This window comes from Flavobacterium lacustre, from assembly GCF_027474525.2.
Classification (GTDB): domain Bacteria; phylum Bacteroidota; class Bacteroidia; order Flavobacteriales; family Flavobacteriaceae; genus Flavobacterium; species Flavobacterium lacustre.
This window is the reverse complement of the sequence record NZ_CP114882.2, coordinates 1,850,778-1,871,317: the sequence shown is the minus strand read 5'-3', so window position 1 is coordinate 1,871,317 and position 20,540 is coordinate 1,850,778. Positions and strand designations below refer to the sequence as shown.

Annotated in this window: 19 protein-coding genes; 13 read left to right on the top strand and 6 right to left on the bottom strand. The window is 35.3% G+C overall.

Features of this window, described 5'->3' with window-relative positions; genetic code table 11:
- Positions 1-51: 51 nt before the first annotated feature.
- Positions 52-1,746, top strand: coding sequence for a signal peptidase I (gene lepB / locus O6P34_RS08190; protein WP_269684027.1), 1,695 nt, complete (start codon positions 52-54; stop codon positions 1,744-1,746).
- Positions 1,747-1,834: 88 nt separating this feature from the next.
- Positions 1,835-2,455: a WbqC family protein gene (locus O6P34_RS08185; protein ID WP_269684026.1), complete on the top strand. Its 621-nt coding sequence runs from the start codon at positions 1,835-1,837 to the stop codon at positions 2,453-2,455.
- 11 nt (positions 2,456-2,466) lie between these two features.
- On the opposite strand, the gene O6P34_RS08180 is transcribed toward O6P34_RS08185, so the two are convergent.
- From O6P34_RS08180 to O6P34_RS08155, 6 genes are all read right to left on the bottom strand, one after another.
- On the bottom strand, positions 2,467-3,513 hold the full coding sequence (locus O6P34_RS08180) for an endonuclease/exonuclease/phosphatase family protein (protein WP_269684025.1): 1,047 nt from the start codon (positions 3,511-3,513) through the stop codon (positions 2,467-2,469).
- 32 nt (positions 3,514-3,545) lie between these two features.
- Positions 3,546-4,409 (bottom strand): rhomboid family intramembrane serine protease, encoded by an 864-nt coding sequence (locus O6P34_RS08175; RefSeq protein ID WP_269684024.1) that lies wholly within the window; start codon positions 4,407-4,409, stop codon positions 3,546-3,548.
- Positions 4,410-4,468: 59 nt separating this feature from the next.
- Positions 4,469-5,215 carry a rhomboid family intramembrane serine protease gene (locus tag O6P34_RS08170; RefSeq protein ID WP_269684023.1) on the bottom strand — a complete coding sequence of 249 codons (747 nt, stop codon included), beginning with the start codon at positions 5,213-5,215 and terminating at the stop codon, positions 4,469-4,471.
- Positions 5,212-7,068, bottom strand: a complete 1,857-nt coding sequence (mutL, locus tag O6P34_RS08165; RefSeq protein ID WP_269684022.1) for a DNA mismatch repair endonuclease MutL — start codon at positions 7,066-7,068, stop codon at positions 5,212-5,214. Before mutL ends, O6P34_RS08170 begins: the two co-directional genes overlap by 4 nt.
- Positions 7,069-7,232: 164 nt before the next feature.
- Positions 7,233-7,805, bottom strand: a complete 573-nt coding sequence (gene ribH, locus O6P34_RS08160) for a 6,7-dimethyl-8-ribityllumazine synthase (RefSeq protein WP_269684021.1) — start codon at positions 7,803-7,805, stop codon at positions 7,233-7,235.
- Positions 7,806-7,929: 124 nt separating this feature from the next.
- Positions 7,930-8,703, bottom strand: a complete 774-nt coding sequence (locus tag O6P34_RS08155; RefSeq protein WP_269684020.1) for a tetratricopeptide repeat protein — start codon at positions 8,701-8,703, stop codon at positions 7,930-7,932.
- A gap of 243 nt (positions 8,704-8,946) precedes the next feature.
- Between O6P34_RS08155 and recF the strand changes: the two genes are divergently transcribed.
- The 11 genes from recF to gap all read left to right on the top strand — a co-directional run bounded on the left by recF (position 8,947) and on the right by gap (position 20,521).
- Positions 8,947-10,026: a DNA replication/repair protein RecF gene (recF, locus tag O6P34_RS08150; protein WP_269684019.1), complete on the top strand. Its 1,080-nt coding sequence runs from the start codon at positions 8,947-8,949 to the stop codon at positions 10,024-10,026.
- A gap of 80 nt (positions 10,027-10,106) precedes the next feature.
- Positions 10,107-10,802: a thioredoxin domain-containing protein gene (locus O6P34_RS08145; RefSeq protein ID WP_269684018.1), complete on the top strand. Its 696-nt coding sequence runs from the start codon at positions 10,107-10,109 to the stop codon at positions 10,800-10,802.
- Between the two features lie 10 nt (positions 10,803-10,812).
- Positions 10,813-11,490, top strand: a complete 678-nt coding sequence (locus O6P34_RS08140) for a DUF2461 domain-containing protein (RefSeq protein WP_269684017.1) — start codon at positions 10,813-10,815, stop codon at positions 11,488-11,490.
- Between the two features lie 9 nt (positions 11,491-11,499).
- On the top strand, positions 11,500-12,567 hold the full coding sequence (locus O6P34_RS08135) for a glycosyltransferase (protein WP_269684016.1): 1,068 nt from the start codon (positions 11,500-11,502) through the stop codon (positions 12,565-12,567).
- Positions 12,568-12,572: 5 nt separating this feature from the next.
- Entirely contained in the window at positions 12,573-14,420 is a 1,848-nt protein-coding gene (gene asnB / locus O6P34_RS08130; protein ID WP_269684015.1) for an asparagine synthase (glutamine-hydrolyzing), read from the top strand.
- 49 nt (positions 14,421-14,469) lie between these two features.
- A complete protein-coding gene (gene murB / locus O6P34_RS08125) occupies positions 14,470-15,483 on the top strand; it encodes a UDP-N-acetylmuramate dehydrogenase (protein WP_269684014.1) in 1,014 nt (337 codons plus the stop codon).
- Positions 15,484-15,606: 123 nt separating this feature from the next.
- Entirely contained in the window at positions 15,607-16,713 is a 1,107-nt protein-coding gene (locus O6P34_RS08120; RefSeq protein WP_269684013.1) for a glycosyltransferase, read from the top strand.
- Complete coding sequence (locus O6P34_RS08115; protein ID WP_269684012.1) at positions 16,704-17,255, top strand: RNA polymerase sigma factor; 552 nt, start codon at positions 16,704-16,706, stop codon at positions 17,253-17,255. Before O6P34_RS08120 ends, O6P34_RS08115 begins: the two co-directional genes overlap by 10 nt.
- 222 nt (positions 17,256-17,477) lie before the next feature.
- On the top strand, positions 17,478-18,296 hold the full coding sequence (locus O6P34_RS08110) for an energy transducer TonB (protein ID WP_269684011.1): 819 nt from the start codon (positions 17,478-17,480) through the stop codon (positions 18,294-18,296).
- A 264-nt stretch (positions 18,297-18,560) separates the two neighbouring features.
- The gene (gene lipA, locus O6P34_RS08105) at positions 18,561-19,457 is read left to right on the top strand and encodes a lipoyl synthase (protein WP_269684010.1); all 897 of its coding nucleotides are present in this window, start codon (positions 18,561-18,563) and stop codon (positions 19,455-19,457) included.
- A 59-nt stretch (positions 19,458-19,516) separates the two neighbouring features.
- Positions 19,517-20,521 carry a type I glyceraldehyde-3-phosphate dehydrogenase gene (gap, locus tag O6P34_RS08100; RefSeq protein ID WP_269684009.1) on the top strand — a complete coding sequence of 335 codons (1,005 nt, stop codon included), beginning with the start codon at positions 19,517-19,519 and terminating at the stop codon, positions 20,519-20,521.
- The last annotated feature ends 19 nt before the right edge of the window (positions 20,522-20,540 follow it).

Sequence of the window (20,540 nt, the reverse complement as noted above, 5' to 3'; positions counted from 1 at the left end):
CCTGTTGATTTTTTAAATCAGAAGGCTTATTAATCAAAAAATAAACACATTATGACACTATATCAATGGTTTGTATTTTTTTTACTGATACAAATAATCCACTTTTTGGGAACATGGAAACTATACGAAAGTGCCGGAAGAAAACGCTGGCAGGCTGCTGTTCCGATATATAATGCAATTGTTTTAATGAAAATCATCGGTCGCCCTACTTGGTGGACGATTTTACTTTTTATTCCAATTATTAACCTGATTATGTTTCCGGTTATCTGGGTAGAAACGTTAAGAAGCTTTGGAAAAAGAAGTACCTTAGATACCGTTTTAGGAATTGTTACTTGTGGATTATATATCTTTTATATCAATTACACACAACCGCTGAATTACATCACCGACCGAAGCATTCATCCTGAAAATAAAGCCGCCGATACGCTAAGTTCATTACTTTTTGCTGTAATTGTGGCGACTTTAGTTCATACGTATTTAGTACAACCATACACCATTCCTACCTCTTCTTTAGAGAAATCTTTATTAATTGGTGATTTTCTTTTTGTAAGCAAAATGAATTATGGCGCCAGAGTCCCAATGACTACTGTTGCCTTACCTATGGTTCATGATTCGATTCCTTTGACAAAAAGCAAATCGTATCTGTCTTGGCCTGAATTGCCCTATTTAAGACTTCCTTCTTTTCAGAAAGTAGCCAAAAACGATATTGTAGTATTCAACTGGCCGTCCGATACCGTACATTATTTCTTCGAAAGAAAAGGAACTCCCGGCGTAATAAAACCAATTGACAAGAAATCGAATTATGTAAAAAGATGCCAAGGAACTCCTGGAGATCTTTTTGCAATCAAAGACGGAATCGTTTACATAAACAACAAAGAATTAGTACTTCCGGAACGGGCAAAACCACAATACGAGCATACCGTTTACGCAGCCAAAGGAGTTTCAAATGAACTTCTAATGGCGACGGGTTCAACAGAATTTTCAAGAACCTATATTATTAAACCAAGCAACGAAATCCAATCTGAGGCTATAAAACCTTATGTTACTGCAGCAAGAGAAAATGCAGATCATTCCTATACCATTCAAACAGGCTTCAAAGGAATTCCTTTAAGTGTAATTCAAAGTTCAGGTATTTATGCACAAGAACAATATGAAGCCCAAAACAATGTAAATTTGACTTTAAAAGCGGCGGCTGTTTTAAGAAACAATACCAGCATCGATTCGGTAGTACGCTATATTGACAAAAAACCACAAGGAACAGACGTTTTTCCACACGATGGCAAATGGACTATTGATAATTATGGCCCTATGTTAATTCCGGAAGCGGGTAAAACCATCACTTTAAACAAAGAGAATTTACCTTTGTACAAAAGAATAATCACTACATACGAAAACAATACATTAGAAGTAAACGGAGACGAAATCAAAATTAACGGCCAAGTAACCTCTACTTATACCTTTAAACAAAATTACTATTGGATGATGGGGGATAACCGACACCGCTCTGAAGATAGCCGTTATTGGGGATTTGTTCCTGAAGATCATATCGTAGGAAAACCTATTTTTATCTGGTTAAGTATTGACCCTAATGCAAGCGGGTTAGAAAAAATTCGTTGGGAACGTTTGTTTACCACTGTAAGCGGCGAAGGAGAACCGCAATCGTATTTCAAAATATTCTTAATCGGTTTAGTTGCCTTTTTTGTTGGAGAATATTTCTGGAAAAGAAGAAAAGAGAAAAAAAACTAATCAAAAGTCATAAAATCAAAAGTCATAAAGGTATATTCATTATAACTTTATGACTTTTGTCTTTAAAATTTTAAAAGCTTTATAAAAAATGGACATTCTAATCCATCCTACTTATTTCCCTTCCATCAGCCATTTTGTTGCATTGACGCAATCAGAACGGATTACATTTGAAACAGCCGATAATTTCCAAAAACAAACCAATCGCAACCGAACGTATATCTATAGCCCAAACGGAATTCAACTTTTGAATATACCGGTAAAACATTCAAAATTAAGCCATCAAAAAACAAAAGACATTCAAATTGAAAATGATTTTGAGTGGCAAAAACAACATTTCAAATCATTGGAAGCCGCATACAGAAGTTCTCCTTTTTTTGAATATTTTGAAGACGATATCCGTCCAATTTTCGAGAAAAAACATACCTATTTACTGGATTTAAATTTCGAAACATTTGATTTTATCTTAAAATCCATGAGATTGAAATTAGAGTATGAAACAACAACCGAATACATTCAGGAGGTAGACACTACAATAATTACCGATTTTAGAGAACTCGCTAATGGAAAAAAAGACACGTCTGAATTTGAAAGTTACACTCAGGTTTTTGATGACAAACATGGCTTTATCAATAATCTAAGCGTTTTGGATGTGTTGTTTAATGAAGGTAAATTTGCTTTGGATTATTTGAAAAACCAAAAAATACAGTAGTAAAAATTCGTTTATTCAAAAGCCAATTTCGCCATAATAGGATAATGATCTGAATTGACAAACTCAGGAAAGCTTTCAAACTGTTTGATTTTCATTTTTTCATCCGCTAAAATGTAATCAATTCTGGCTGGATAATACCTGAATTTATACGTAGCACCAAATCCTTTTCCGGCTTCTTCAAAGCAATCTTTCAGTTTACCTTTGATGTCTCTGTACACATAAGAAAAGGCGCTGTTATTCATATCACCACAAATAATTACAGGATAAACACAGTCTTTTTTGTGTTCTTTAAACATCTCCGCTTGTTGTTGTTGCTGCTTAAAGGCTTTACTGATTCGATGATACAATAATTGGGATTTTTGCTGATTGATGACATCAATATTATCATTAATTTCATTAACATCAGGCGATATTTTTATGGATTGCAAGTGCATATTATAGACTCTGATGATGTCTTTCCCTTTTTTTATATCTGCAAAAATCACATTGTTACTGGAATTTGGAAAAACAATATTGCCTTCCGCAATAATAGGAAATTTAGAAAAAATAGCCTGACCTGATTTAATTTGGTTTCCACCCATAAAAATATACTTATGCGGATAAACTTTCAAATCAATATCAGCAGAAGAAGAGAATTCCTGAATACAAAGGATATCAGGATTTTTATCATTGATAAAAGCTAAAATTTCTGAAGGAACATCATCTCTGTCCAACCATTTGAACACGTTAAACAAACGCACATTATAACTCATTACCGTAAAATCTTTTTCGCTTTCCGGAAAATCTTTGCTGGAAAATTTATAGAATTTATTGATGAAAGTAATACCCATCAACAACACTAATCCGGAGAGAATCATACGTTTCTTGAATTGTAGCGCCCAATAAATAAAGAACAAGCCATTCAAAATAAAGAATAACGGCATGAATAAGGTAAGAACCGATAATAACGGAAAAATTTTGGGAGCCAGAAACGGTAAAAGATAAGCGCTGAATGTCAATACAGTCAAAACTATATTCAAAAAAAACATTCCTTTATTAAACCATGACAGGTTCTTCATCTTTTCTTTTTTGTAATCAGTAATCTACTGATTTATTTTCCTGCTTTGAACAAAAACTCTTTTTCTTCTTGGGTCAGACAATCATAACCGGATTGGCTGATTTTATCTAAAATTTCATCGATTTGTTGCTGTGCTTTATCTTTTGTGACAATTCTGGAAGCTCCTTTTTCAATTGGTTTACTATAATTTTTGTGTACTTTTTTGAAAGGAGTTGACGGGGATTTTTTAAACAAATTAGCCAAAAAATCAAAAAAACCAGATACTATTTTACTTAAATCAGTTCCATTTTGAAGCAATTTAATAAAAATAAAACCAAAAACCGCACCTGACAGATGAGAAATATGCCCTCCTGTATTTTCTAATCGGAATTGCATTAAATCAAGCAGAAGAATCACCGCCGTGATATGCCACAATTTTACATTTCCTATGAGCAACAACCTGACATTCATCAATGGATAATAGGTTGTAGTTGCTACCAAAATAGCCATAATGGCTGCTGATGCTCCAACAATGGATGAACTCAAATTCAAAAAATAAAATCCGGACACAAAAGCAATACCAGCAAATACAGCACTTAAAACATACAATCCTAAAAATTGTTTAGGCGTAAAATAAGTCAAAAATAAGTTGCCAGAAAAATTTAAAACCAACATATTGAAAAACAAATGCCCAAATCCATCATGAAAAAAAGCGTAGGTCAAAAGAGTCCATGGTTTCATAACAAAAACAGACGGATCCGAAGATAAAGCAATCCATTCGGGGAAATCAAAAGTTCCTCTTTTGAAAGAATAAAAAAACAAGGATAGCAAAAAGCAAATCACATTCCATACAATAAGCTTGAAGGGCATCCCTCCTAACTTATATTGTAATTTCAAATCGTCAATAATACTGCTCATTTTTATAATTTAGATTTAGTTTTTTGACTTAGTTGGTTGCTACAAAATAGAAGCTGTACTTAATTCCAACGATTTTGGTTAAACTGATTTTTCTTCCAATACCACATAATAATGAATCCGAACAATGCGCCGCCAACATGAGCAAAATGGGCAATTCCTCCACCTCCGAAAATTGACTTTCCCGAAATTCCTAGATACAAATCGACCAAAACTAAACCGGGCACAAAGTATTTAGCTTTTATAGGCACAGGAATAAACATTAAAGCCAATTCAGCATTAGGAAACATAAAAGCAAAAGCTACTATTATACCGTAAATTGCTCCCGAAGCACCTACCGCAGTTCCTAAATAGGCACTCGTAAAATTCTGAAAATCCGAAACAGAAAGTAATTCCTGCCATCTGGTATCTATTTTACCTTCATTAAGGACTTGTAGTATTTCAGATTTTGGAAATCCATTAGCCATCAAGGTATTTAAACTTTCTTGAAAATAGTAATAATTCACTCCGGTGTGCAACAAAGCCGAACCCAATCCACAGGAAATATAAAAAAATAAAAATTTCTTACTTCCCCACATATGCTCTAAAGCAGAACCAAAAGAATACAAGGCAAACATATTAAAGAAAATATGCATAAATCCTCCATGCATAAACATATGAGAAAGCGGTTGCCAGAATCCGAAAGCAGGATTTTCCGGAAAATGCAAAGCCAAAATTTTATATGCGGAATCCCCTAAAATCAGAGTTCCAATAAAAAACAAAACATTAATAATAATTAACTGTTTGACTGTTTCGGTTACGTTTCTCATAAGGCAAATTTTTTATCTAAATCTTCCACACGCATCGTGATGAAAGTAGGTTTTTGAAATGGGGAAACATTTGGGTCTTTACAGGCAAAAAGCCCGTTTACCAAATTTTCCTGTTCTTTTTCGGTTAAATAAGTTCCGGTTTTTACGGCTAAACTTCGGGCCATAGATTTAGCAATAGAATCATTTTGACTGAAACTACTTTCCGGAATTCCGTCTTGTAAATCACTTAATAATTGTTCCAAAACTATAGAAACTTCACTTTCGGTAACATTCACCGGAATACCCGAAATAACAATATGATCTTCATTCGTTTCTTCAAAAACAAATCCGGTGTTCATCAACGAAAGTTGTAAATCAGCAATCAATTCCATTTCATTTAACGAAAAAAACAAGTTCAACGGAAACAACAATTGCTGACTTGATGCTTGATGAACGGTCATATTTACCAGAAATTGTTCATACAAAACACGCTGATGCGCCCGTTGTTGATCTACAATAACCATCCCGGATTTTATAGGCGAAACGATATATTTTTTATGAATCTGATACGTTTTTTGTACTACCTGCTCCACTTCTTCATCATTAAACAAAGAAGAAGTCACTTCTTCATTTTCATTTTCAAAAGAAAAATCGTTTTTTCCGGAAAAGGTTTCCGTGTCCTGTTTTAATCCCACATACAAACTTTCCCAGTTGGCAGTCGCCTCCGGTTTACGGTAATTCGAGAATTGTTTATTGGGTTTATCTGCTGCAAAAGGATTAAAAGTACCATCAACTTGAATCGTTGGTGTTGCGCCTTCTAAATCTTTATAATGGTAAGGAGTATCTAAATTTGCGTCACGCTCAAAATCCAAAACGGGCGCTACATTAAACTGTCCCAAACTATGCTTAATCGAAGCTCTCAAAATAGCATATAAAGCCTGCTCATCGTCAAATTTAATCTCCGTTTTAGTGGGATGAATATTGATATCAATAGTGTTGGGCGGAACAGATAAGTATAAAAAATAACTCGGTTGCGCACCATCTTTTAAAATACCATCGTAAGCTGCCATCACAGCATGATGCAAATAGCCACTTTTTATAAATCGGTCATTAACAAAGAAAAACTGTTCTCCACGGTTTTTTTTGGCAAATTCGGGTTTGCTCACAAATCCCTGAACGGCGACTATTTCGGTTTCTTCTTGAACAGGAACTAATTTCTCATTGGTTTTTCCTGAAAAAACACCAACAATTCTCTGTCTTAAACTGGCAGGCGGCAAATTAAACATTTCGCTGCCATTATGATAAAAGGTAAAATGAATTTTAGGATGTGCCAACGCTACTCTTTGAAATTCATCGATAACATGGCGGTATTCCACAATATCTGATTTCAGAAAGTTTCGTCGCGCCGGAATATTAAAAAATAGATTCTTAACCGCAAAAGAAGTTCCTTTTGGCAGGACAGCAACCTCTTGAGAAACAAATTTACTACCTTCAATAATAAGATGCGTTCCCAGTTCTTCCTGCTCTTGTTTGGTTTTCATTTCTACATGCGCGATAGCCGCAATAGAAGCTAATGCCTCTCCACGAAACCCTTTAGTATGTAAGGAAAATAAATCTTCCGCATGACGGATTTTGGAAGTGGCATGACGCTCAAAACACAATCGGGCATCTGTTACACTCATACCTAAACCATTGTCTATGACTTGTACCAATGACTTTCCTGCGTCTTTTATAATCAACTTGATGTCGGTTGCTCTGGCATCAACGGCATTTTCCAATAATTCTTTTACTACAGAAGCAGGTCTTTGTACGACTTCTCCAGCCGCAATTTGATTGGCAACATGATCAGGAAGTAATTGTATAATGCTCGACATTAATTTTTTGTTTGGGGTTTAAGGTTTATTTTTTTTACAAAACCAAAGAATACAAATTTAAGGAATTTCTATTGGGTTTTGTAGTGTAGTTAATCATAAAAAAAACAAAAAACCTATACTATTTTAAGGAATAGTATAGGTTTTAAAAATTTATTTTACTTTTATTATTCTTCTAATTGCAAAGGCAGGTTTTCGATTTGTAAAGCGCCTGATGATAATAAATGTTGATTATCTATTTGATGTGATAAAGAAGCCTGCTGACGAATATAAGCCATTTTTATAGCTGCAATAGCCGCTTCAGTTCCTTTATTTCCGTGAATTCCTCCACTTCGGTCAATCGATTGTTGCAATGTATTATCTGTCAAAACACAAAAAATAACCGGAACATCCGTTTGTACATTCAAATCCTTAATACCTTGAGTAACGCCTTCACAAACAAAATCAAAATGTTTTGTTTGCCCTTGAATCACACAACCAATAACGATTACAGCATCTACATTTTGCGTTTGCAACATTTTCTTAGCGCCATAAATTAACTCAAAACTTCCTGGAACATTCCAACGAATAATGTTTTGCGAAGGAACTTGATTTTCCTGAAGTGTTTGAATTGCACCATCAAAAAGGCCTTCTGTTATGATTTCGTTCCACTCCGAAACGACAATTCCAAAACGAAAATTTCTGGCATCTGGAACGGTATTTTTATCGTACTCAGATAAGTTTTTATTTACGGTAGCCATCTTTATTTTAGATTATGAATAACCGTTTTTAGATTACAGCAAAAACTGAAATCCGCCATCTGTTATCTGTTAACTTCAATCTGTTATCTGCACTGCAACCTGAATTCCTTCAATCTAAATTTACTTATTGTGCCAATCCAATTAAAACATCTACTGAAGCAGCTTCTGGACTTGCATCATAATTGTCTTTTACATCTGTAAAATATTTCAAAGCGTCTTCTTTATTTCCTAAAGCCAAAGCTGTTTTTCCGGCTTTCAACAAGAAACGTGGCGTAGTGAAATCATTTTTACTTACTTCAACCGCTTTCAAATAGTTTTCTAAAGCTTCTTTAGGTTGATTTTTCTGAGCGTATGCATCGCCTATTGCTCCTTTTGCCAAAGCACTTAAAACAACATCTTCTGAACTGAATTTTCCTAAATAATCAATTGCTTCTGTATATTTTCCAGTATTCAAATAAGCAATACCTGCGTAATAATTAGCTAAATTACCTGCATCTGTACCTGAATATTCAGCAGCAATTTTCACAAAACCAAATTTACCTTCAGAACCATTCAAAGATAAGGCATATAAAGAGTCGCTGGCAACTCCGTCTGTAGCTTTTTGAAAATTTTGTTGAGCAACAAACATTTCATTGGCAGCTTCATCTTGTTTTGGTGCAGCAATAAATTTTTGATACGCCAAATATCCAACTGTGATTAAGGCAACACCTGCCACTAATCCTATAATTATCTTTTGGTTTTTAGCAACCCAGTCCTCTGTTTTTGAAGCTGTTTCATCTAACGTGGAGAAAACTCCCGCTGTTGCACTGTCTTTTTCATCTACTTTTACATCTTCAACAACCGCTGTTACTTCTTTTTCTTTTGGTGCTTTATATCCTCTTTTACTATAAGTAGCCATTTACATTTAATTTAGTGAGTCGCAAAAATAAAATTTTTATTCAAACCGACATGAAAAAAATTGATTTTATATTCAAATAAGAAAAATATTTTTTAACAATATCTTTTCTAACACTACAAAGGTAAAATATTTAACATTGAAAAACACCAAAACTCTTATTTATCGATAATTTTCAATAATTTGCACCGTCTTTAAAAAAGCAGTCAAAAACAAACCAATTCCATATTCTACAATACCTTTTAAATGTATTTAAAAAAAATTTCTCTATTCAATTATAAAAACTTTTCCGAAGCCAATTTTGACTTTGACAGCAAAATAAATTGCTTCGTGGGCAGAAATGGTATCGGAAAAACAAATGTGCTGGATGCCATTTATCATTTGTCCTACGGAAAAAGCTATTTTAATCCGCTTGCAGTGCAAAACATAAAGCACGGCGAAGAGTTTTTTGTAATTGATGCCGAATTTGAAAAGAATGAAAGAGCCGAACAAATCGTTTGCAGTTTAAAAAAAGGCCAAAAGAAAATATTAAAACGCAATGGCAAAGCATACGACAAATTTTCGGATCACATTGGGTTTGTACCTTTAGTGATTATTTCGCCTGCCGACAGAGATTTGATTGTAGAAGGCAGCGAAACCAGACGCAAATTTATGGACAGCGTGATTTCGCAATTGGATTCCCATTATTTGCAGCAACTCATTCAATACCAAAAAATAATAAGCCAACGCAACGCTTTATTGAAATACTTTGCCTTAAACCATGTTTTTGACAATGATACGCTCTCTATATATAATGAGCAACTCCATGGATTTGCCCATTATATTTTTGAAAAAAGAAAATCCTTTATCGAGGCCTTTATTCCTATTTTTAATGCGCACCACCAAGCCATTACCGGATCACAGGAAACGGTTCAATTGGTATATGAAAGCCATTTATTCGAAAACGATTTGGTGACACTTTTACAGGAAAGCCTCAATAAAGACAGAGCTTTGCATTATACCAGCATGGGAATTCACAAAGACGATTTGTCGTTTGAAATTGATCATTATCCAATAAAGAAATTTGGCTCACAAGGCCAGCAAAAATCATTTTTGATTGCTTTAAAATTAGCCCAATTTGAATTTTTAAAGAAGCAAAGCGGCGTAAAACCGATTTTGCTTTTTGATGACATCTTTGATAAATTAGACGAAAGTCGGGTGGCAAAAATCATCGAAATGGTCAATAGCGACACTTTTGGACAGCTTTTTATTTCTGATACACATCCGGAACGCACCGAAACTATTGTGAAATCAACACACCAGAGTTATAGAATTTTTAATTTATAACTTTTATTTAATAGTTTAAAAAAGCAGTAAAATTGAAAAAAGAGTTACTTTAGCCTATTACAATTCTAAATATAAAACCTATGAAACTATATTCTATATACTTCGCAATACTATCGTTTGTGATGATATCCTGCAACGGGCAGACGCCAAAAAGCATTCAAAAAACAGATGCTGTATCGTTTTCAAAAAAAATACAGGAAACAGAAAACCCACAAATTCTAGATGTTCGTACACCCGAAGAATTTGCATCGGAACATATTGATAAAGCCGAAAATGTGAATTGGCTTAGCGATAGTTTTGCCATAAAAGCAGCAAAATTCGACAAATCAAAACCCGTATTTGTGTACTGTAAAAGCGGTGGAAGAAGTCAAAAAGCATCAGCAAAACTAGCCGAATTAGGATTCACCACCATCTACGAATTAGAAGGCGGAATACTAAAATGGGATGCCGCAGGATTGTCTAAACCCAGTGAAAAAATCATTGGAATGTCAAGTCAGGAGTATGAAAAACTACTACATTCTGACAAGAAAGTGCTGATTGATTTTTACGCAGAATGGTGCGCCCCTTGCAAAAAAATGACCCCTTACCTATTGAAAATGCAAAAAGATTTGGCCGACAAAGTGGTAATCATCCGATTGGACGCCGATAAAAATAAAACCCTGATGGCTGAAATGAAAATCAGTGAACTTCCTACGCTATTATTATATGAAAACAAAGAAATAAAATGGCAACATTCCGGATACATTAGTGAAGAAGATTTAAAAAAACAACTCTAAATACCGTTACATGCTTTCAAAAGACACCTTGCAATTTCTGGATGATTTAAAAGCCAACAACAACAGAGATTGGTTTTTGGACAATAAAAAAAGATACGAAACATTCAAAAAAGACTACCAACAACTCGTATCCGATTTTCTGGATGCCATGAAACCTTTGGACCCATCATTAGAAATGCTGGAGGTAAAAAATTGTACTTTTAGAATCAATCGGGACATTCGATTTTCTAAAGACAAATCGCCTTACAAATCCCATTTAGGCGTTTGGCTTTCGTCGGGTGCAAAAAATCAGAATCGCTCGGGGTATTATGTGCATATCGAAAAAGGAGCCAGCTTTATCGCCGGTGGATTGTATTGCCCGCAACCGGATGATTTAAAAAAAATGCGCAAAGAAATTGCTTTTTTCTATGACGATTTAGACGAAATTCTAAACGAAAAAAAATTCAAAAAAGAATTTGGGGATTTTGACAGAAACGAAGCAAATACCTTAAAAAACCCACCCAGAGGATACGAAAAAGACCATCCTGCGATTGAATTATTAAAATTAAAAAGCTTTGAATCCAGTCAGAAATTCGATATTTCGGAGATTACAAAAAAAGATTTTGTGGCTACCATGAGTCAAAAACTGATTGCTTTAAAACCCTTGAATGATTTTATCAACAGAGCTTTAACTTCCGATGAATTCTAATTTTTGATTATGAAAAAAAGGAAAATACTTTTTCTGGGAGAATCCTACAGAGCCGATGCCATCACCTGGATGAATGGGCTGAAAGAGTTTGGAAATTTCGAAATTATTTGTTGGGAATTAAAAACCCCGAATAATAGTATTGTAAATCGACTCAAAAGAATTTCCGAGTTTAAATTAGCGCTTTTCCAAATTAAAAAAATAATCAAAATCCATAAACCGGACATGGTTATTGCAGAAAGAACAACCAGTTATGGATTTCTCGCTGCACTAACCGGCGTGAAACCTGTAGCAATTGCACAACAAGGCAAAACCGACTTATGGCCGGAGCAATCAATTTCCTTACCACTCAAAAAACTAATTCAAAAATATGCCTTTCAAAAAGCAGATTTGATACATGCCTGGGGCCCTGTAATGACCATTTCGATGCGAAAAGCAAAGGTCAACATGAGCAAGGTTTTGGTGCTGCCAAAAGGAATTGATTTAAATACATTCGAAAATAAAGACAACCGTGATGCGACAAAAATAAACGCGATCGTAACCCGTTCCTTATTACCGGAATACCGACATGATTGTATCCTGAATGCTTTTGCAATTTTAAACCAACAAGGAATAGATTTCGTACTTACTATTGTGGGAGACGGGAGACTACTTCCCTATTTGAAAAATGTAGCGCAAAATTTAAACATTCAAGACAAAGTAATTTTCACCGGAAGAATCCCAAATACAACCTTACCTCAATTATTACAGCAGGCTAATTTTTATATCAGCATGCCAGTAACAGAAGGGGTTTCGGGCTCTTTATTTGAAGCGATGGCCTGTGGCTGTTATCCCGTTGTAACAGATATTGAAGGCAATCAAAGCTGGATAAAACACCGGGAAAACGGACAATTAATTACCGTTGATGATGTCAAAATGCTTGCGGATGAATTAAAATGGGCTTTTGAAAATCAAGAATACAGAAACAAAGCGGTTTTAAAAAACAGATACTTTGTAGAAGAAAATGCCAATTATAAAACAAATATGACAATCATCGCGGCGAAATACCACGAACTAATTAACGCTTCTAAAACACAATAGCCCCCATGTGTGGAATTAATGGAATTTTGCATTTACAATCCAAAAGGACAGTAGATGAACGTGTGCTAATCAAAATGCGAGATGCATTGGAACATCGCGGTCCTGATGATAAAGGACTATTTATAGACAAAAATATAGGATTAGGTCACAGAAGACTTTCAATTCTTGATGTTTCTACTGCTGGTCACCAGCCGTTTCTTTCGGATGACGAAAGATTTATAATGGTTTATAATGGCGAAATTTATAATTTCAAGGATTTTTATCCCGAATTAAAAAGCAACGGTTTTGATATAAAAACAACTTCAGATACCGAAGTCTTGTTAAAACTGTTTCAATTGCATGGACTAAAAATGCTCCACCGCCTCAACGGAATGTTTGCATTTGCCATTTGGGACAAACTGGAAAAAAAGCTTATTGTCGTTCGGGACAGAATGGGCGTTAAACCACTATATTATTCGTTTTATAACGAAAGTTTTTATTTTGCCTCAGAACAAAAAGCCCTTTTTACTGCCGGCGTTCCGCTTAAACTGGCCGATGAAGGTTTAGAAGAATATGTTTTTAACCGATTTGTTGCCGGAGAAAATACGTTGTACCAAAACGTAAAAAAAGTACTTCCCGGACACATCATGACCATCCACGAAAGCGGAAAAGTAAATACCGAAAAATGGTGGGACTTGAAATCAGAAATCCAAAACCAACCCAAAATTGAAAATCCGGCAGAATGGTTTCGAGAAACTTTTGATGACTCCATAAAACTGCGAATGGTAAGTGACGTTCCTGTAGGCGTTTTATTAAGCGGTGGCCTGGATTCTTCGTCTATTTTAGCCTCTTTATACCGTCAAAATTACAAAGACATCGAGACGTTTAATATTGGTTTTAAGGAAGAAGAACACAACGAATCGCATTTAGCGAAAATGATAGCCGAAAAACTGGATTACCGTTTTCACACCATGCAATTAGAAAATACAAGTCTATTTGATAATTTGTTAAAAAGCACCTATTTTCAGGATGAACCCATCATGCATTTAAACGAACCGCATCTTTTGGCAATTTCTCAATTGGCAAAACCAACTGTAAAAGTGTTACTTTCCGGTGAAGGTGCCGATGAATTGATGGGTGGTTATGTACGATACAAACCCCTTCAGTTTCCCTCCTTACTGAGTTCAATAGCCGCAATTGGATCATTGGATGTATTTTCAAAAAAACCACGTTACGAGAAATTAGTCCGATATGCACAAATCAAAAAAAATGCGGATTTAGTGCTATTTAACGGGTCTAATATTTTTCCGAACGATATTGAAGAAACCTTTGGAATTCATACACTTCCCAAAAATGAATACCGAAACCAAATTTACGAAGAAGCCAAATCATTGTATCCTAATAATTTACAAAGACAAGCCTTGTATTTTGACCAACATACCTATTTATGTTCTCTTTTGGACCGCAATGATCGATGCACTATGGGCGCTTCCATTGAATGTAGAGAACCATTTTTAGACCAACGGTTAATTACCGGATTGGGTTCTCTGGAAGACAAATGGTTGTTTACAGGCAAGAAAGGGAAATTTATTCTAAAAGCAGCGATGCAAGACCGTTTGCCCAAAGCTATTCTGAAATTCAAAAAAGTAGGATTGAGTGCGCCTTGGGGAGATTACATTACCAAAAGTCCAGCTTTTAAAGACGAATTAGAGGCTTTCGCCAAAAGCGACCTCTTCCAAACTCCTTATTTTGAACACATTAAAATCAAGAAACTCGTAGAAAATTTACAAAAAGGAGACGTCCGAATGATTCCGTACATCATGCCGCTGTTCATGATGCATATTTGGATGAAAGTCTATGCCAATAGATTTTAATTCTTACTTTTGACGAAAGAATTAAACGATTCAAAAAGACCTTTCTTTTATGGAAATACTGACTGATTTTTCTCTAAAAAACTACAACACTTTTGGCATTGAAGCCAAAGCAAAGCAATTTGTAGCTGTTCATGACATAGCCGATTTAAAAACCGTTTTAGAACAAAATAAATCCCAGAAAAAATTTATTTTGGGAGGAGGAAGCAACATGCTTTTGACAAAAGATATTGAAGCATTGGTGATTCACATTGATTTGAAAGGTAAAAAAATCAAACAGGAAAATGATGATTTTGTTTGGGTTGAAAGTCAGGCGGGTGAAAACTGGCATGAATTTGTGCTTTGGACCATCAATCAAGATTTTGGCGGACTGGAAAACATGTCCCTTATCCCGGGAAATGTAGGAACTACGCCAGTTCAAAACATTGGAGCTTATGGTACGGAAATCAAAGACACCTTCGTTTCCTGCGAAGCAATGGCAATCAAAAATCAGGAAATAAGAACTTTTAGCAAAGAAGAATGCCATTTTGGATACCGCGAGAGCATTTTTAAAAACGACGTAAAAGACCAATATATAATTACAGCAGTAGTGTTTAAACTCACGAAACGAAATCATAAAATCAATACTTCGTACGGAGATATTTCAGGAGAACTTTTAAAAAACAACATCACAAATCCTACTTTAAAAGACGTCAGTAATGCAGTAATCGCTATTCGAAAAAGCAAATTACCTGATCCGGCTGAACTGGGGAACAGCGGAAGTTTCTTTAAAAATCCAATCGTATTGAAATCAGATTTCGAAAAAATTCACCAGCAGTTTCCAGAAATGCGCTATTTCGACATTTCAGAAACAGAAGTAAAAGTTCCCGCTGGATGGCTAATCGAACAGGCCGGTTTCAAAGGAAAACGTTTTGGCGATGCCGGAATTCATAAAAATCAAGCCTTAGTTTTGGTAAATTATGGTAAGGCAACCGGGCAGGAAATCCTGAATGTTTCGAAAGAAATCCAAGCAACTGTTTTTAAAAAATTTGGCATTCACATTGAAGCCGAAGTAAACATAATATAAAATATTGCTGCCGGATTTGTACAAAAGAAATGACAAAACCCCAAAAGTAATTTCCTTTTAAGCATTGAATTTTAACATTTCATAAGTACCTTTGCAGACGATTTAAAAAGACATTTCAATCTGATGCTGACCATTACTTTATATTTTTTTATTGGCATAGTTGCCATACAACTATCGTATTATTTGGGCGTTTTTGGGAAATTTGCTTTCGCCAAGGCACAAAAAGTTACCCCAAAAAGAATTCCGATATCCGTCATCGTTTGTGCCAAAAATGAAGAAGAAAATGCGGCTAATTTTATTCCGTTGTTAGCGGAACAAAACTATCCGGATTTTGAAATCGTATTGATTGATGATGCATCAAGCGATGGTACTTTAGCTGTTTTTGAAGCTTTTGAAAAACAATATCCAAATATACGTTTGGTAAAAGTACAGAACAACGAAGCTTTTTGGGGCAATAAAAAATATGCGCTGACACTGGGAATAAAAGCTGCAAAAAAAGAATACTTACTATTTACCGACGCCGATTGCTACCCAACATCCAAAGATTGGATTACGGCAATGAGCTCTCAATTTACCATGCACAAAACAATCGTTTTGGGGTATGGAGGATATCAAAAAATTGCTAATTCTTTCCTGAATAAAATAATTCGATTTGAAACGGTATTAACTGCAATTCAATATTTTTCCTGGGCAAAGTTAGGACATCCGTATATGGGAGTCGGAAGAAATATGGCCTATAAGAAAGAAGAATTTTTCAATGTAAACGGCTTTATAGAACACATACAAGTACGCTCCGGAGATGACGATTTATTCATTAATCAGGCGGCAAATGCCCAAAATGTAACCATCGCCTACACCCCTAAAAGTTTTACCTATTCTAAACCCAAAACGTCTTTCAAAGAATTTTTTACCCAAAAAAGAAGACATGTCGCTACGGCCAATTATTACAAACCGTTCGATAAATTGCAATTAGGAATTTTTTATTGTTCCCAATTATTATGCCTTATATTGCCTGCCATATTACTGGCATTTCAGTTTCAATGGATATTAGTTTTAAGTTTACTGTTAGGGAGATACATAGTAGCGTGGACAGTAGTTGGGTTTTCGGCTGGAAAACTAAAAGAAAACGACATTAAATTCTGGTTTCCAATTATTGAAATAGTACTTATAGTTACACAAATCAATATCTTTATAACAAATATTTTCTCAAAACCGGTACATTGGAAATAAACAATCAAATAGAAAAAGCAAAAAAAGGAGATCAAGCGGCCTTTACCTTTCTATTGGATTATTATTGGAATGAAGTCTATGCCTTCATGCTAAAACGTACCGAAAATGAAACCAATGCCGAGGATATCACCATCGAAACATTCTCGAAAGCTTTTGACAAAATAGCCACTTACAACGCCGAATTCCAGTTCAACACCTGGCTTATCGCTATTGCAAAAAACGTGCATATTGATTTGTTGCGAAAAAAGAAATCAAGTCTTTTTGTCGAAATTACCGATGAAGAAGACCAGCAGGCCTATAATATTGCCGACACAACCCCATCGGCAGAAGATGAATTAATTACCGAACAAAACCTTTCTCGGTTACTGCAATTCATCAAAGAATTGAAACCACATTATCAAGAAGTGATTCAGTTGCGCTATTTTCAAGAAATGAGTTATCAGGAAATTGCCAACAAAATTGACGAACCTTTGAGTAACGTAAAGATTAAATTGCTTCGCGCCAAAAAACTTCTGGCAGAAATCATTCAACAGAAAAGATAATTCTAAGGAAATAATTCCAAAATTACTTTATCCTTTTTTACGACTCTTACTACATTCATTTCTAAGCCCAATAAAACCGATATATTTATTTTTATCAATTTATGTTAAAAAAAATAAAAATATAATCGTATTTTTAAATACTACAATACCTATTTCTAACGTTATATGTTAAAAATACCTGCTTATGATTTAATAGTTACTTAACCACTAAAACTATAAATTATGTCTGGGCTCAGTATTTACGAAACCCGTTGGATTGATCTTGTTTTCGAAAACAGAAACAAAGAGTATGGCGCTTATCGATTGCGTCAGGAAAGTTCAAAAACATCGGTAGTAGCATTTTTAACCGGAATGCTGTTTTTGGCGGCAGTAGTCACTATTCCTGTTGCGGTTAATTACCTGAATCCCGAAAGCAAAATAGAACTCCCCGATTTTACCAGTCGAATCATCCAATTATCGGACAGCACGCCTTTCGAAAGCAAAAAAATTGAAAAACCAGTACTGCCGGAAGCCAAACAACAAACCAAACAAGCCGTGCTGCAGAAAGACCAACTCGTAAATCCTATTGTGGTAACAGCAACAACACCAACCGCAGTTATAGCAAAAAACATTGAAAATACGGGCACAACAACAAGTACAAACGATGGAACAACAAGCATTGGTATAAATAATGCAACACCTTCTGGAAACACTGTTGCCCCTATTACCACTGATACAGGAAATACAGTTGTCACCACTGTAGCTTTAGACAAATTGCCGGAATTCCCGGGTGGTATCAATAAATTTTACAACTATGTAGGCAATAATTTTGAAAAAACAGAAATCGACAGTGAACAAGCCATTCGCATTTATGTTTCTTTTGTTATCGAAAAAGATGGAACCATGACCGACATTCAAGTAAAAAAAGATCCCGGATATGGCTTAGGAAAAGAAGCGATTAGGGTATTAAAATCCTTAAAAACAAAATGGTCCCCGGGAATGATTGCCGGAAAAGCAGTCCGAACCGCTTATAATCTGCCCATCACAATACAAATGAATTAGCGTAAAAAGCAACTAAAGCAGTTCCCAAAAAAGGCTGCTTTTTTTATGCCTGAAAATCAAAACCTACACAAACCAATCATTCCATAAAAAATATAAATCTGTTCAATCCGAGGCATCTGTGGGACATATTTCATTCGAACAATGCTTTCAAAACAAAAAACAATAAAAATAATCCTGAGATTCGCTTTTCTAAACTCAAATTAACAGACAAACAAATCCACAAATAAACAACAATCGTTATCTTTGCGAACTGAAAATTAATTTATGGAAACTGTTTTAGAAAATACTTTACCTGTGGGAACCCGAGGATCCGAATTGAGCGGAGCTAAACCGAAATGGTTAAAGGTAAAACTCCCAATAGGTCAAAAATATACAGAACTTCGTGGTTTAGTCGATAAATATAGCTTAAATACCATTTGTACCTCTGGTAGCTGCCCAAATATGGGAGAATGCTGGGGCGAAGGAACGGCAACATTCATGATTTTAGGAAATGTCTGCACCCGTTCTTGTGGTTTTTGTGGCGTAAAAACAGGAAGACCTGAAACGGTAGATTGGGATGAGCCTGAAAAAGTGGCGCGTTCTATCAAAATTATGAACATCAAACATGCCGTAATTACAAGCGTTGACAGAGATGATTTAAAAGATGGTGGCTCAATCATTTGGATTGAAACCGTAAAAGCCATTAGAAGAATGAACCCTAATACAACCCTGGAAACCTTAATTCCTGATTTTCAAGGAATCGAAAGAAATATAGACCGAATCGTAGAAGCCAATCCCGAAGTCGTTTCACACAACGTAGAAACCGTACGCAGACTGACTCGTGAAGTGCGCATTCAGGCAAAATACGACCGAAGCTTAGAAGTACTTAGATATCTGAAAGAAAAAGGAATCAACAGAACCAAATCTGGAATCATGTTAGGACTTGGAGAACAAGAAGACGAGGTTTTTCAGACCATGAGAGATTTACGGGAAGCCAATGTTGATATCGTAACGATTGGACAATACTTACAACCCAGCAAAAAACATTTGCCGGTGAAGGAATTTATAACGCCGGAGCAATTTGCTAAATACGAGCAATTTGGTTTAGAATTAGGTTTCCGTCATGTTGAAAGTGGACCTTTGGTTCGTTCATCCTACAAAGCACAAAAACATATTTTATAAAAAATTAATTTGTTTAATCAGTTAATCGGTTAACCAAATAAACGAATAAACGAATCCATTTGAAAACAAGAATTGCCATAAATGGTTTTGGACGAATTGGACGAAATCTATTCCGATTGCTGCTGAACCATCCTGATATAGAAGTAATTGCCATAAACGATATTGCAGATACCAAAACAATGGCGCATTTAGTGAAATACGACAGTATTCACGGTGTATTGCCAAACGTAATCACCCAGGATGAAACAGGTTTTTTTGTAGATGGAAAACACGTTTTATTTTTCCACGAAAAAAGCATTTCAAATCTGGATTGGAAAAGCTTGGCTATCGATTATGTAATCGAATCTACTGGAAAATACAAAACATTCGAAGACTTAAATGCACATATTCTGGCGGGTGCCAAAAAAGTAATTCTCTCCGCACCTTCAGAAGTAGACACAATAAAAACAGTTGTTTTGGGAGTCAACGAACATATCCTTGACGGAACAGAAACCATTATTTCAAACGCCAGCTGTACAACAAATAATGCAGCGCCAATGATCAAAATCATTGATGAACTTTGCGGTATTGAGCAAGCCTACATTACCACAATTCACTCTTTTACAACGGACCAAAGCTTACACGATCAACCCCATAAAGATTTACGTCGCGCAAGAGGAGCAAGCCAGTCAATAGTACCTACAACAACCGGAGCAGCAAAAGCATTGACAAAAATTTTCACTTCTTTAGAAGGAAAAATTGGAGGTTGCGGCATACGGGTTCCCGTTCCTGACGGCTCTTTGACTGATATCACTTTCAATGTAAAACGGGTAGTAAGCATCGAAGAAATAAATGCTGCTTTTAAAACAGCTTCCCAAACCACCTTAAAAGGAATTTTAGATTATACGGAAGATCCAATAGTATCTGTTGACATTATTGGGAATAAAAATTCTTGTACATTTGATGCTCAACTAACCTCTGTTATTGACAAAATGGTAAAAGTGGTAGGATGGTATGATAACGAAAAAGGATATTCATCAAGAATTATTGATTTAATACTTTTTACAAAAAAACCAAATAACTAATTAAAAAATAACGACTTAC

What these genes read in the sequence shown, in the direction of transcription:
- lepB (WP_269684027.1), top strand. Translation starts at nt 52, where the DNA reads ATGACACTATATCAATGGTTTGTATTTTTTTTACTGATACAAATAATC.
- O6P34_RS08185 (WP_269684026.1), top strand. Translation starts at nt 1,835, where the DNA reads ATGGACATTCTAATCCATCCTACTTATTTCCCTTCCATCAGCCATTTT.
- O6P34_RS08180 (WP_269684025.1), bottom strand. Translation starts at nt 3,513, where the DNA reads ATGAAGAACCTGTCATGGTTTAATAAAGGAATGTTTTTTTTGAATATA.
- O6P34_RS08175 (WP_269684024.1), bottom strand. Translation starts at nt 4,409, where the DNA reads ATGAGCAGTATTATTGACGATTTGAAATTACAATATAAGTTAGGAGGG.
- O6P34_RS08170 (WP_269684023.1), bottom strand. Translation starts at nt 5,215, where the DNA reads ATGAGAAACGTAACCGAAACAGTCAAACAGTTAATTATTATTAATGTT.
- mutL (WP_269684022.1), bottom strand. Translation starts at nt 7,068, where the DNA reads ATGTCGAGCATTATACAATTACTTCCTGATCATGTTGCCAATCAAATT.
- ribH (WP_269684021.1), bottom strand. Translation starts at nt 7,805, where the DNA reads ATGGCTACCGTAAATAAAAACTTATCTGAGTACGATAAAAATACCGTT.
- O6P34_RS08155 (WP_269684020.1), bottom strand. Translation starts at nt 8,703, where the DNA reads ATGGCTACTTATAGTAAAAGAGGATATAAAGCACCAAAAGAAAAAGAA.
- recF (WP_269684019.1), top strand. Translation starts at nt 8,947, where the DNA reads ATGTATTTAAAAAAAATTTCTCTATTCAATTATAAAAACTTTTCCGAA.
- O6P34_RS08145 (WP_269684018.1), top strand. Translation starts at nt 10,107, where the DNA reads ATGAAACTATATTCTATATACTTCGCAATACTATCGTTTGTGATGATA.
- O6P34_RS08140 (WP_269684017.1), top strand. Translation starts at nt 10,813, where the DNA reads ATGCTTTCAAAAGACACCTTGCAATTTCTGGATGATTTAAAAGCCAAC.
- O6P34_RS08135 (WP_269684016.1), top strand. Translation starts at nt 11,500, where the DNA reads ATGAAAAAAAGGAAAATACTTTTTCTGGGAGAATCCTACAGAGCCGAT.
- asnB (WP_269684015.1), top strand. Translation starts at nt 12,573, where the DNA reads ATGTGTGGAATTAATGGAATTTTGCATTTACAATCCAAAAGGACAGTA.
- murB (WP_269684014.1), top strand. Translation starts at nt 14,470, where the DNA reads ATGGAAATACTGACTGATTTTTCTCTAAAAAACTACAACACTTTTGGC.
- O6P34_RS08120 (WP_269684013.1), top strand. Translation starts at nt 15,607, where the DNA reads ATGCTGACCATTACTTTATATTTTTTTATTGGCATAGTTGCCATACAA.
- O6P34_RS08110 (WP_269684011.1), top strand. Translation starts at nt 17,478, where the DNA reads ATGTCTGGGCTCAGTATTTACGAAACCCGTTGGATTGATCTTGTTTTC.
- lipA (WP_269684010.1), top strand. Translation starts at nt 18,561, where the DNA reads ATGGAAACTGTTTTAGAAAATACTTTACCTGTGGGAACCCGAGGATCC.